Here is a 14,383-nt window from a genome sequence, read left to right as displayed (position 1 = left end):
AACTTTCTATAACGGTTTATGCAATAGAACTGATAAAAAAACTTATATATCGATACATATGATAAACTATGTTATTATGAGTTGTAACCAATCATCAGAGTTGGTGCACTTGATACAAACTACACTTTTATCACTTAAATAAATGCAACAAATCCTCCATCTCAGCCCAATATATATGAGTATATCCTGCAATTACATTTTTGTAGCGTAATAGCTTTGTATTCACTGGAACTTCCTTTGCATTATACTGCTGTGTTATACTTTCCATGTTATTTTCAATATGTGAATAATGAAATTCGTGTCCTCTAACAGTTATACTATTATATTCAAATTGACGGTATCCTAATTTAAGCTTCATGTTCTCCATTGAAGCCTTTTGCTTGAAAATATCTACCATTGGATATTCTATACCATCTTTATCTGCGATAGATGAAGACAGATACATCATTCCACCACATTCTGCAAGAATATTACCTCCATTTTCCGCATAATCCTTAATAGCCTTATGTAGCAGTTTATTTTCGCTTAGCTGTTTTGCATATAATTCAGGATATCCTCCCGGGAAATAAACAAAATCTGACTTTGGCAAATATTTGTCTGTTAAAGGACTAAAGAAGGTCACTTCTCCTATTTTTCTTAAATATTCTATATTTTCATGATACATAAAATTGAAGGCTTCGTCGGCTGCAACTGCTATTTTCAGATCCCGAGAAGCATGTTCTTTAATTCGCTGCGGTTCTGAATTTCCTAACTCAACTTGCGTATATGATAACAATTTATCAATATCAATATGTTTTTCTACAATTGATGCGGCAATATTAGCAAAGTCATCTAAAAGAAAATCTTGATCGGTACTTAATCCCAAATGACGTGAAGGCACACTTAGATTTTCATTTTTAGGCAGATAACCTAGTGGAACTATACCAACATCGTGGCAAGCATCCGAGAGAAATTTATAATGGCTCTCGGAACCAACATAGTTAAAAATTACTCCGATGACATTTATCTTTTCATAAAATTTTTTGAATCCATACAATAACGGAGCTGCTGAATATGCCATAGATTTGGCATTTATAACCATAACAACAGGGATATCCAATAATCCTGCAATTTCGGCACTACTTCCTTTCATTTTGTCATATCCATCAAATAGCCCCATCACTCCTTCTGTAATGCAAGCATCACTTCCTGATGCGTATTTTGAGTACAGATATCTGACGTGATTCTCTGATGATAAGAATAAATCCAGATTGACAGATTTATTGCCTGAAGCCATATCGTGATATTTCGTATCTATATAATCAGGTCCGCACTTAAATGGTTGTACCATAAGACCTCTGTTCTTTAATGCTCTTAATAAGCCTAAAGTAACTGTTGTTTTTCCTGAACCCGAGCTTGGCGCAGCTATGAGAAAACTGGAAATCACTTTCATGAGTAATCTGGTTTTATTTTCAGCAAAAGTATAAAAAGCCATCAATGAAATGAATTTTACCAAGAAAATATATTTTTTAAGAATTCTTTTTAATCCTATTTTTTTTCAATTACCTTTGAAGCCGCTTAGGTGATGCATTCAGACATTCGTCTGTTGCATAAAAGGGAATTCGGTCAGAATCCGAAACAGTGCCCGCTACTGTGAATTCCATAAAATTTTGAGTATCACCACTGCCACTGTCATAATGATGGGAAGGCCTCTCAAAATGGAACAAGTCAGGAAACCTGCCTAGCATAAATTAATAGATATTCCCGGGGTCAGGAATATAATTAACTAACATTATACTTCTTTTTTAATGAAACTAAGAATTATGCTAACAGCATTGCTATGCTGTATTGCAAGTATTTCGTTCGCTCAGTTGAGCTTGCGCGGAAGAGTTGTTGATGAAAATGAAAAGCCGATCGCTGGCGCCAGCGTATGGATTGAGTACACAACCATTGGAACATCCACAGATTTGAAGGGTGAGTTTAGTCTTGAAAAAATCCCGGAAGGTAATAATCTTCTAAGAATTAGTGCACTGGATTATAATGGAGCTCGTGAGACAATAAACAGATCTAATGACAACATCCTTATTCGGATGAAACATTCTCCTCTTAAACTGAATGAAGTAGTAGTAACAGGTACCGGCACAATCAACAAACTTAAAAACTCACCCGTTGCAATAGATGTTATTTCTCAGAGGGAACTCCAAAACACGAATATTCCTACATTCGAAAACGCTATGATTGCTCTGAATCCTTCCATGTCATTTACTCCTAATGCAATGGGATCGTACATGCAACTGAATGGATTAAGCAATAGATATATACTTGTGTTAGTTGATGGTAAAAAACTTGGTGGCGATGTCGGAGGTAACGTAGACTTAAACCGCATTGATATGGGAAATATCAAGAGGATAGAAGTTCTGAAAGGAGCCGCTTCTTCTTTGTATGGTTCGGATGCAATAGCGGGAGTTATTAATATTATAACCAATAAACCAAAAGACTTAGTAAATTTTTCTACAGAGACACGCTTCTCAGAGTATGGACAATTTACTCAAAATGCTAACCTATATCTGAATATTGGGGGCTTCTCTTCGTCTACTTCTTTTCAGCGGAATCAGGCTGACGGATGGCAACTAAATAAAAAGGAAATAATAAACGATAAAGAAGTAGATACGGATAAACAAGCTATGTTACGCTTCTATTCTGATGTTTTTAGCCAACGTTTTGGTTATAAGGCGACAAAAGAATTGAGCATGTATGTAGAGGGAAGTCTTTTCGACAAAAAATTTAAACGCCCCGTAAGTACTTATGGGTTCGATATGAAATACGTCGACTATTCATTTGGTGCCGGTGCAAAGTATTTACTGAAAAATAATGGCTTGATTACATTAGACTGGAATACCGACCGTTTCGAATACTTTAAAGCTTACCTGAAAGAAACCAAAGACAAAAACGGTGTCACATTTATGCCTGGAGATGAAGAATTTGTGAGAAGACAGAAGTACAATAATATAAATCTGAAAGGTACATTCAACGCCGGAAAGTTCAATAAAGTAACTGTAGGTTCAGAGTACAAGGTAGACAACCTATATGCTCCGGCAGATAGCATCGGAGGTTCCAGAAATGTTTATACATTGGCTTTTTATGCTCAGGATGAAATAAATCTTTTCGGAAAGTTGAATATTGTTCCCGGGGTCAGATATATATACAATGAAACCTTCAAAAACAGGGTTACACCTAAAGTCAGTGCAATGTATACTCTTCATGATTTCAACTTCAGAGTATCATACGCTACAGGTTTCAAAACTCCTGAATTGAAGCAGCTATTCATGAAAACTGAAGTTACGAGCAAAGGTAAAACCACTTTAAGTGTAGGGAATAAAGATCTGAAGCCTGAAAGTTCAAACTATTACTCTGTCAATGCTGAATATATAAAAGATTTCCTTTCATTGACTGTTACAGGCTATATTAACAATCTGAAAAATAAGATCGATACATATGAAATCGAATTAACACCCGAAGAAATAGCTGAAGGATATAATAAGAAATCATCGTATCATAATATCGGAAGATCTCGTATTCAAGGCGTAGACTTTACTTTTAATTCATACCTTGGTTATAACCTTACTTTAGGAGGAGGGTATAGTTATGTGAATGCCAAAGACCTCGATACAGGAAAGCGTCTTCAACGTATCAGCCGTCATACAGGAAATGTTAACCTGAATTGGTTTAAAGATTTCGGGTTATTCAAGTCAAATTTTAATCTAAACGGACGCCTGCAAAGCCGTAGATATTATGATGATGGTGATGATGCACGTGCTTATCAATTATGGAACTTTGCTACACGTCATACATTCAAGAGTATAAATGGTCTTGTATTTGAACCGGGTTTAGGTATTGAAAATATCTTTGACTTTGTAGATGATAAACCTTTCAACCGCAATTATGCGACTTTATCACCCGGACGTACATTTTATGCCAGCCTGAAAATTAAGTTTAGTAAGTAAGACTGTTTATGAAATCTTCAAACTTATTATACTTCTTTGTTTTCTGCTCAACTCTTTATTCCTGTTCTTCGATCGGGAATAAGGAGAATGAAAATATTGAAAAATATCAGCTAAGACATGCTCGTGGATTCAATGTAGAACAATATGAAGATTACAAATTGGTAACCGTACGTGACCCATGGGATACAGTGCGTACTCTCTATCGATATATATTAATTGATCGTGATAAAGAAATTCCGAAGAACCTGCCTGAAGGAACTATAGTAAAAGTACCATTGCAAACTGTGATCGCTTTTTCTACGATTCAATGTAGTATGTTGAAAGAAATAGATGAGCAGCATCGTATAACAGGGGTCTGTCAGGCCAAATATATAGACCTGCCTTATATCCAAGAACGATTGAAAGCCGGAAAGATTATCGATTTGGGAAGTATGCATAAACCGGATGTTGAACAATTAATCAATCTGATGCCATCTGCACTTATTGTATCAGCGATGGAAACCGGCATGGGCTATTTGGATAAGTTAAGAATTCCTATCATTGCTACTACTGACTATATGGAAGATACTGCTCTCGGTCGTGCCGAATGGATACGCTACCATGCATTGTTTTACGGAAAAGAAGCGCTAGCTGACTCGCTTTTCCAAGAAACAGAACGCAGATACAATGAAATAAAAGATAGGGTAAAGAATGCATCTAATAAACCAACAGTATTCAACGACCTGAAATTTGGTAAAACATGGCGGATTGCTGGAGGAAAAAGTTATCTGGCAAATCTGATACGTGATGCTGGAGGCGAATATGTTTGGAATGATGATAATTCAACCGGATCGACACGCTTGTCTGCCGAAATGGTACTCGACAAAGCAGGATTGGCTGATATCTGGCTGTTGAAGTACAATCGAGAAGAAGATTTCACATATAACAGGCTGAAACAAGAAGATAAAATATATGCCCAGTTTGGTGCTTTTAATAAAAAACAGATATGGGGATGTAATACCGGCAAAGTCCATTATTTTGAGGATTTGCCGATCCATCCCGATTCTATATTGAAAGACATGGCAAAAATATTTCATCCGAATTTATTCACAGATAATAAATTAAGCTATTTCAAATCACTAGATGAATAGATATTATGAAAAGGATTTTACTATATATTATGCTACTATTTACCACTGTTGCAACATGTGCACATAGTGGAGGTAGTTACGAGTATTCTGATATTTTTAAAAGTATGCAGGCAGGCGATAAAGCTGCTATTCTGATAGTTCACTTTGGTACTACTCATGACGATACTCGCGAACTGACAATAGAAGCATTAAATAATCAGGTGAAACAAGTTTTCCCTTCTATTGAAGTAAGAGAAGCATACTCTTCACGTATTGTTATCAAAAGGCTTTCGGAACGTGGTATCTATAAAGTGAATCCATTAGAAGCTTTAAAACAACTTCATACTGATGGATACACACATATATTAATACAGTCTTCCACTGTTATCGATGGAGTGGAAATGGAATCTTTGTACAAGAATGTAGAAGAAGTGAGCGGACTGTTTAAGGATGTACGTATAGGTACGCCATTGCTTTATTCTCCACAAGACTACGAAGATGTTATAAAGGTCTTAACCGCAGATAATAAAAAAGATGTGGCATATATATGGGTCGGACATGGAACTTATGATGCTACTACAGCCCAATATGCGATGCTCGATTATATGCTTAAAGCCAAGGGACATACAAACTGCTTTGTTGGAACTGTAGAAGGCTATCCTGAATTTAATGATGTTTTAGCACAATTAAAGGCTTCGGGCTTGAAAGAGGTTGTTCTTATGCCATTTATGTTTGTAGCCGGAGAACATGCAAAGAATGATATTGCCGGAGATTGGGTCGAAAATCTCAAAAAAGAAGGTTTATCTGTAACCGAAAACCTTCAGGGGCTAGGAGAAAACCCTAAAATCAGGGAAATATATTTATCTCATCTACAATTTATAACTACTCATCGTAAAATGGATATAATGGAGAAAAAATCCATATATGAAAAAACGGGAGAAAAGATAACACTTGAATATTAACGGTTTATCTATAGAACACTTAAAAAGCTAATATTTTTTACTAATATTTATGAAACGTATACTTTATATAATAATTATCATAATGGTTTCCGTAAATACTTTTGCTCAGAACAAAAGTATGACCGATACTGTATATTCTATCAAGGAAGTTGAGGTACTAGGAGCATCCAAAAAGAAAGTAGAGATAGGAAAACTGAACGTTCCTTTACAATATCTACCAATGTCAGTAAGTACAGTTTCTTACAAAGATCTCGAAATAAGAGGAATCTCAAATATTGAAGATGCTGTGAAATTTTTACCCGGTGTAAGAATGAATACCAGCTATGGAGCCTTTCAGACGCTCTATGTACGTGGTATGACTTATACGCCCATTATGATTGACGGAGTAAGAGATGAGCGTACTATGATAAATTCGTATCCTTTTTCTGATCTTACCAATGTAGAATCTATGGAACTTTTGAAAGGGCCTGCTTCTGTATTGTATGGCCACTCCGTATTGGGAGGAGTATTGAATATTGTAAGGAAATCTCCTACGCCCCAAACTGTAGTTAATATGAAAATGTCGTATGGCAGTTGGAACAACAAGCAGGCAAATATGGATTTCGGAGGTAACCTTGCCGGTCCGCTGAATTACCGTGCAAATTTTAATTATAGCGATCAGGATGGATGGCGTGCTACAGGTAACAAGCGGCTTTCCGGATATTTAGCTCTTGGTGCAGATATCGATGCGACAAGCAAAATTGATGTAAGAGGTAGTTTTCATCGTGACGGGTATGGTACTGAAACTGGGCTTCCTCCGGTAATGATGGCCGATGTATATAACGCAGACGGCAGCCTTTACTTGAAGGCAGGGCAAGAAATCCCGGGATTAAATGAAAAGAAGAGATATAATAATGAATCTGATTTTCTTAAAAACAATGGATGGGATATATCTGGAAAGTATGAGAAAAAATTTAGCAAGTCTATGAAACTAACAAATTATTTATCATATAAATATGACGACATAAATTATCTTGGTACAGAAGAACTCAGCTATTTGTATAGTATGGATCCTGTATATAAACATTATATAGATAAGGGGACTTACAAGATGTATATAAATCTCGACTCTGTTCAGCTTACATATCCTTTGCGTTTTTCTCATATAGCTAAAACTTTAGGTAATCAACTAGAATTATCCGGCGATTTTTATACAGGGAATATCAAACACAATTTCATAGGAGGCTATTCATTTTCTCAAATGTTTCGCAATTCATATACAGGATATAATAATGCTCCCGAAAACGATAAATTCAATAGTGAATATGATATTTATGGCCCTGGAATATATTCTGTTATAGCTGTAAATAACCCTCAGAGCATGGGATACATGAAATCAAAGTTTAGTAAAGCAATTATAACAAAAGATTATACACATGGAATCTATTTCCAGGATTTAATAGAGTTCCACGAAAAATTCAAATTATTGCTGGCTGCAAGATATGATATGTACAAATATATGCGTACAGGGGCAAATACTTATGATGGCATACGTGAATATCACAAATCAGAGCAAACTCCATATAGTATTGCGACCAATTCTGCATTTACATACCGTACCGGAATGGTATTTCTACCTATATCAGAGCTTTCTATTTACACATCGGCAGCATCGTATTTTCGTCCTTCTCGTACATTCCCTGCTGCAAATACAATTTATCTGAACAAAAATGGTAGTGAAATAGATATTGAAAGCGGAAAAGGGATCTTCGATCCGGAAAAAGGTTATCAGTTTGAAGCAGGTACCCGATATACTTATAAAAGCATTTTACAGGCATCAGCTAGTGTTTTCTACATTCGAAAGAATGATATTGTTAGAAGTTTCGGGCGGTTAAGTGTCGGCTCAGATGCAAATGGAAATCCTATAATGAAGTCAATCATTGGACAGGTAGGAAGTGAAGATTCCAAGGGATTCGATATTGAAGTGGCTATTATGCCAACTCATTTTTCCTCTTTCAATTTGGGATATTCTTATACAGATACAAAAACTCTTGATATACAACCCAACAAGTATGTAAGCATCGATACCCAGAATATAACATTGGTTCCTCATAATACATTTTATGCATACGGAAATATTGTTGTTCCGAAAGGAATTTTCAGAGGTTTGTCATACAACCTGAGCGTATCTTTTATGGATAAAGTATATACGAATTATGCTAAAAGTATGTCTTTTTCATCGTACTGGCTGACAGATATGGGTATTTCTTATTCTTTAAAAAACGGTATAAGACTTTCGGGAAATGTAAATAATGTATTTGATAAGAAGTATAGTAATCAGGCTGTCTATGGTACACAACGTGTTCCGGGCATGCCTCGTAATTTTATGCTATCATTGGCATATAGCCTTAGATAATTATGTTGAAAAGAATATTATACTCTATACACAGAATACTGGGAACTATTCTCAGTATTCTGTTTGTTGTTTGGTTCCTGTCCGGATTTGTCATGATTTATCATACATTTCCTCGTGTATCCAATATCGATAGATATGCACATATGGATATCCTACCCCCGAATATTCTATCTCCAGATTCAGTTGTAAAATGTTTACTTGAAGGAACAACATTCTCTAAACTCTCGCTAAGATCGTATGCCGGAAAAGCTTTTTTTGAAAGCATATCGAAAGAAGGCACTGCCCAAATATCTGCGGATAGTGCAGCAGTATCGAATAAGATAAAAATAACACCATCTTTTCCTCAGATAGAAGAGTATGCTAAAAAATGGTGTAATGCAGATATTGTAAAAGTAGATACTCTTAGGGAACTTGAACAATGGATTCCTTTTAGCTATCTAAAGAAAGATTTTCCTATTTATAAGTTCTATTTTGGAGATCAGGATAAACATCAACTTTATATCTCTTCGCAAACAGGAGACGCATTGCAATTTACGAATAAAGATAATCGTTTCTGGTCATGGCTGGGTGCAATCCCGCATTGGGTATACTTTACTTCATTAAGGCAAAATACAAAACTCTGGACTAATGTTATAACTTGTTTATCCGGCATAGGCTGTTTGGTATGCATTGCAGGTATTATTATAGGTATACGTTCGTACATCATACAGTATCGTAAAAAAAAGAAATGGGGAAGCCCATATCGAAAATTTACATATAAATGGCATCATATCATGGGCTTTGTTTTCGGGATATTTGTTTTCACGTTTACTTTCAGTGGAATGATGTCTTTAAACGATGTTCCTGATTGGATTGCGAAAGTACACAGTCCATCTATTGAGGAAAATATGCTTCTACCCCACCCTGTTATTCTTCAGGACTACAAACTGAATGTTCAAAAAGTTGTAGAGGCTTATTCGGGAGAGATAAAGAGTGTAGAATGGGCGTATTTCGGACAAAAACCATTATACAAGGTTATCGTAGGAAAGAAACTGTTAACAATAGATGCTTCGGAAGATAGTCTTAAACTTTTAAATCTTAAAGAAGTAGATATAAAAGGTTATATAGTTCAGACGCACAGTGAGCCGATGAAAATATCATTAATGAGCAAATATGATAACTATTACGTTGGCTTAACAGACCATCTGCCATTACCTGTATATAAAGTAGAGGTGGCTGATGCTGACAACAGTATTTATTATATTAATCCTAAAAATGGGAATGTTAGATATTTTAATACCAACAGTAAGGTTCACAAATGGACTTATCAAGCATTGCATAGTTACAAAACTGGATTCTTTGCAAAACATCCTATTCTGTGGAATATTACAATGTGGATAACATTGATAGGCGGTACATTCGTTTCTATTACGGGGGTATGGCTGGGAATAAAATATATTATAAGAAAAGTAAGGAAGTTGAAGAAATCTCTTTGTATCAAAGAAAAAGAAGATAAATAATTTTAATATGTCGACAGGAAAAATAATAGTTGCAGGGATCGGTCCGGGATCGAAGGAAGATATAACTCCGGCTGTATTGGATACCATTCGTATATCGGATGTGATTGTCGGTTATAAATACTATTTTCAGTTTATAGAAGATATTATTAAGCCCGATAGCCTCTGTATCGATACAGGTATGAAAAAAGAAAAGGAACGGGCTAAAGAAGCTTTCCTATATGCAGAGCAAGGCAAAACGGTCTGTGTAATCAGTTCGGGAGATGCAGGCATTTACGGAATGGCTCCGCTTGTTTATGAGATGAAGAAAGAGAAACAAAGCTCGATAGAGATTGAAGTCTTGCCGGGTATTAGTGCTTTCCAAAAAGCCGCCGCCTTATTAGGAGCTCCTATAGGACACGATTTCTGCATCATTTCACTATCCGACCTAATGACGCCCTGGGATAGGATAGAAAAAAGAATTATAGCCGCAGCTTCTGCTGACTTTGTTACAGCAATCTATAATCCTAAGAGTAATGGACGCTACTGGCAGATAAACCGCCTGATAGAATTATTCAGAAAGGAGCGTTCGCTCGAAACACCAATTGGCTATATCCGTCAGGCCGGACGTGACGAACAGCAAATTAAAGTGACAACTCTGGGTGAGTTTGATTCGCAAGAAATAGATATGTTTACCATTGTCATTATCGGTAATTCTCAGTCTTATATTTTCGGTGAAAATCATATTGTAACACCCCGTGGATATTACAGAGAAGAAAAGAACGAAGATGTAGGCATCGGACAGGATATAATGATACGCAGTTTCCGTACTATCGAAAGTGAATTGAAGAATAAGAACATCTCATTAGATAAGAAATGGGCTTTACTTCATGCTATTCATACGACAGCTGATTTTGATATGGAAAATATCCTATATACCGATGCAAGAGCGGTTGAAAAGCTTCATTCTGAATTTGTAAATGGTAACGTAAAGACTATTATTACTGATGTTACGATGGTTGCCTCGGGGATTCGCAAAGGGGCTTTGGAGCGATTGAGTATAGATGTAAAATGTTATCTGCATGACGAACGAGTGGCTGAATTGGCTAAGCTGAAAGGTATAACTCGTACACAAGCAGGTATTCGTTTGGCTGTGGAAGAGTATCCCAATGCTCTCTTTGTATTCGGAAATGCACCGACTGCACTGATGGAACTATGCGAACTAATACGAAAAGATAAGGCAAAGCCTGCGGGAATAATAGCTGCTCCCGTTGGCTTCGTCAATGTATGTGAATCAAAGCATATGGTCAAGTCTTTTACCGATGTGCCCAAGCTAATAATTGAAGGGCGTAAAGGAGGAAGTAATCTGGCTGCAACATTAGTAAACGCCATTCTCACTTTTGATGATGCGGAACAATTAAAACCGGGAAGAGACGTATAAAGAGATAGTTATGAAATTCTATGTAATAGGTATAGATGATAATCAAAGCCAATATTTCAATCCTGATATACTGGACATTATTAATAACCATTCTGTTTTTTCAGGAGGGGTAAGACATTATGAGATTGTTAAGTCTCTTTTGCCCGAAGACTCATCCTGGATAAATATAACAATACCTTTATCTACTGTTTTTGAACAATACAGTAAGTATAAAGAAATTGTAGTTTTCGCTTCAGGTGATCCTCTGTTTTTTGGCTTTGCAAATACAATTCAACGAGAGATGCCGGATGCAGAAATTGTTCTTCATCCGTTTTTCAATTCCTTGCAATTGTTGGCACACCGTTTACTGATACCTTATCAGTATATGCATATTGTCTCACTAACAGGTCGAATATGGGATAAATTCGATGAAGCCCTAATTCTGGGATACGATAAGATCGGTGTACTGACAGATAATAAAGATCATACTCCATCTGCGATTATTCAACGAATGCTTGACTATGGATATAATAATTATAAGGTAAGTATTGGGGAATTGTTGGGAAATAAAGAAAAAGAGAAGGTTACAACATCGGAACTAAAAGATATTTTAGATAAAAAATTTTCATTTCCTAACAATCTTATTCTACAAAAGACAACCAGCCGTTACCGTCCTTTGGGTATTCCTGAAAATGATTTCTATCTTTTGGATGGACGTGCAAAAATGATAACTAAAATGCCTATACGGTTGTTTTCTCTTAGTCTGTTGGACTTGAGAGATAAATCTGTTTTTTGGGATATCGGATTTTGTACAGGTTCTGTCTCTATCGAAGCAAAGATACAGTTTCCACACCTTAAAGTATTAGCTTTTGAGAAGAGGGAGGAAGGCAAAGAGTTGATAGAAAGTAACTCCTACAAATTTGGTACTCCTGGTATTCAATCTTTTATAGGAGACTTTACGGATATAGATATTACAGCTCTGCTAACACCCGATGCGGTATTTATAGGAGGGCATGGAGGTAAGATGAACGAGATAATGAGAGGGGTATCTACTGTTCTCAATCCTGAAGGAGTGATTGTTTTTAATTCCGTATCGGTAGATAGTAAAGAGATGTTTCTTCAAGCTATAGAAAATAACAATCTGCAATTGGAACAATGTATTGCCATCAAGGTTGACGACTTTAATACGATAGAAGTAATGAAAGCTAAAAAAATATCAAAATGAAGAATGCTATAATATTAACATCAGAAAGTAGTTTGCAAATAGCTAGAACTATTCAAAGCGAACTAGAAAAAACTGTAATATTCACCAAAGCCGACATTGAAGGAACAATTCAGATATCATCTATAAGTAGTTGTATAAGTGATGTTTTTTATAAAGTAGAATCAATTCTTTTTATCGGAGCAATGGGAATCTGTGTGCGGAGTATTGCTCCATATATAAAAGATAAGCATACCGACCCTGCCATTGTAAATATAGATAGTACTGGAAAATATGTTATCTCTGTTCTTTCAGGTCATGTAGGAGGAGCAAATGACTTGACTCAACGTATTGCTCATATATTGGGGGCTGAGGCTATTATTACTACTCAGAGCGATAATACCAACTTGTGGGCATTAGATACCCTTGGCAAAAAATATGGATGGACAACTGCATCAAATACCGCTGATTTCAATAAGCCATTGACTACTTTTGTCAATAAAAAAACGACAGCTCTTCTACTGGATATAAATGATGAAGGAACTCAATATCTTGAACGCACAGTCCCTGAACATGTAAAGTTATATTACAACTATAAGGATATTAATCTATCTGAATTTCAGCTTCTAATCGCCGTTACACCTTATCTCTACTCGCAAACAGATATTCAGACAATTTATTATCATCCGAAAGTTTTACACCTCGGTGTAGGTTGCCGTAAGGAATGTAATCCTATCGGTATCAGTGAATATATAGCTGAAGCCTTAAATAAAAACAATATAACTATAGCTTCTATTAAAGATATTTCATCGATAGATATAAAGAAAGATGAACCTTTGCTGAAAGTACTTCAATCTCATTTTAAAAATATTCCTGTAAATATTTACACAGCGAATGAATTGAGAGATATTGAAGTTGCTAATCCTTCCAAAAAGGTTGAAGAAGTAACAACAGTGGCAGGTGTAGCTGAATCTTCGGCTATAAAAAGTGCAGGCGGAGGCTCTCTTATATTAGAAAAACAAAAGGGAAAACTAAGCGATGGAAATGACTTCACATTTGCTATAGCAATAGATAGAAAGGCTATTCGTCAGGGACATATTGAAATTGTTGGAGCAGGTCCGGGTGATCCTGATTTAATTTCAGTAAAAGGACGTCATTTCTTGGAAGCAGCCGACTTGATTTTATATGCGGGAAGCCTTGTACCTGTAGAACTGACTTATTGTGCTAAGCAGGGAGCGACAGTGCGGAGTTCTGCTTCTATGGATTTAGAAGAGCAGTTTGAGATAATGAAAGAGTTCTATGATAAAGGTAAACTCGTTGTCCGTTTACATACGGGAGATCCGTGTATCTATGGTGCTATTCAAGAGCAAATGGCTTTCTTCGATAAGTATAATATGTCCTACCATATTACACCAGGCATATCTTCTTTTCTAGCTGCTGCCGCTGCCTTAGAATCTCAATTTACTATCCCGGAAAAAGTACAGACAATCATTCTGACAAGAGGAGAAGGACGAACTTCTATGCCGGAAAAAGAAAAGTTACATTTGTTGGCACGTTCACAAAGTACAATGTGTATTTTCTTGAGTGCATCAGTTGTAGATCAGGTTCAGCAAGAGCTTATGGAACATTATCCACCAGAGACCCCTGTTGCGGCTTGTTATAAGCTGACATGGAAAGACGAAAAAATATACCGTGGAGAATTAAAAGACTTAGCTAAAATTGTCAAAGAAAATGAACTAACCTTGACAACAATGATAGTTGTAGGAGAAGCTATCGGAAATCGCCAGGGATTGTCTAAACTTTATTCACATCAGTTCAAACACTTGTTTCGGTCTTAG

General features: G+C 36.2%; 9 protein-coding genes and 1 riboswitch. Of the genes, 8 read left to right on the top strand and 1 reads right to left on the bottom strand.

Going from position 1 to position 14,383, the window contains the following annotated elements:
• Window positions 1–130: 130 nt before the first annotated feature.
• Complete coding sequence (locus BGO84_RS03435) at window positions 131–1,474, bottom strand: cobyrinate a,c-diamide synthase (protein WP_291027761.1); 1,344 nt, start codon at window positions 1,472–1,474, stop codon at window positions 131–133.
• A gap of 68 nt (window positions 1,475–1,542) precedes the next feature.
• Window positions 1,543–1,739, top strand: a riboswitch (cobalamin riboswitch).
• A 48-nt stretch (window positions 1,740–1,787) separates the two neighbouring features.
• Between BGO84_RS03435 and BGO84_RS03430 the strand changes: the two genes are divergently transcribed.
• The 8 genes from BGO84_RS03430 to cobM are packed head-to-tail and all read left to right on the top strand — an operon-like array spanning window position 1,788 to window position 14,383.
• Entirely contained in the window at window positions 1,788–3,983 is a 2,196-nt protein-coding gene (locus BGO84_RS03430) for a TonB-dependent receptor (protein WP_291027660.1), read from the top strand.
• Window positions 3,984–3,991: 8 nt separating this feature from the next.
• Window positions 3,992–5,113: an ABC transporter substrate-binding protein gene (locus BGO84_RS03425; protein WP_291027658.1), complete on the top strand. Its 1,122-nt coding sequence runs from the start codon at window positions 3,992–3,994 to the stop codon at window positions 5,111–5,113.
• 5 nt (window positions 5,114–5,118) lie between these two features.
• Window positions 5,119–6,054, top strand: a complete 936-nt coding sequence (locus BGO84_RS03420) for a sirohydrochlorin cobaltochelatase (protein ID WP_291027656.1) — start codon at window positions 5,119–5,121, stop codon at window positions 6,052–6,054.
• 49 nt (window positions 6,055–6,103) lie between these two features.
• Complete coding sequence (locus tag BGO84_RS03415) at window positions 6,104–8,449, top strand: TonB-dependent receptor (RefSeq protein ID WP_291027654.1); 2,346 nt, start codon at window positions 6,104–6,106, stop codon at window positions 8,447–8,449.
• A 2-nt stretch (window positions 8,450–8,451) separates the two neighbouring features.
• Complete coding sequence (locus BGO84_RS03410; RefSeq protein WP_291027652.1) at window positions 8,452–9,948, top strand: PepSY domain-containing protein; 1,497 nt, start codon at window positions 8,452–8,454, stop codon at window positions 9,946–9,948.
• A gap of 7 nt (window positions 9,949–9,955) precedes the next feature.
• Entirely contained in the window at window positions 9,956–11,365 is a 1,410-nt protein-coding gene (gene cobJ, locus BGO84_RS03405) for a precorrin-3B C(17)-methyltransferase (protein ID WP_291027650.1), read from the top strand.
• A gap of 10 nt (window positions 11,366–11,375) precedes the next feature.
• Window positions 11,376–12,569, top strand: coding sequence for a precorrin-6y C5,15-methyltransferase (decarboxylating) subunit CbiE (cbiE, locus tag BGO84_RS03400; protein ID WP_291027648.1), 1,194 nt, complete (start codon window positions 11,376–11,378; stop codon window positions 12,567–12,569).
• Window positions 12,566–14,383 carry a precorrin-4 C(11)-methyltransferase gene (gene cobM, locus BGO84_RS03395; RefSeq protein WP_291027646.1) on the top strand — a complete coding sequence of 606 codons (1,818 nt, stop codon included), beginning with the start codon at window positions 12,566–12,568 and terminating at the stop codon, window positions 14,381–14,383. The genes cbiE and cobM overlap by 4 nt, the downstream gene beginning before the upstream one ends.

The sequence above is a fragment of the Dysgonomonas sp. 37-18 genome, assembly GCF_001899125.1.
Classification (GTDB): domain Bacteria; phylum Bacteroidota; class Bacteroidia; order Bacteroidales; family Dysgonomonadaceae; genus Dysgonomonas.
The sequence above is the reverse complement of the archived record's forward strand: the minus strand, read 5'-3'. Positions and strand labels throughout refer to the sequence as shown.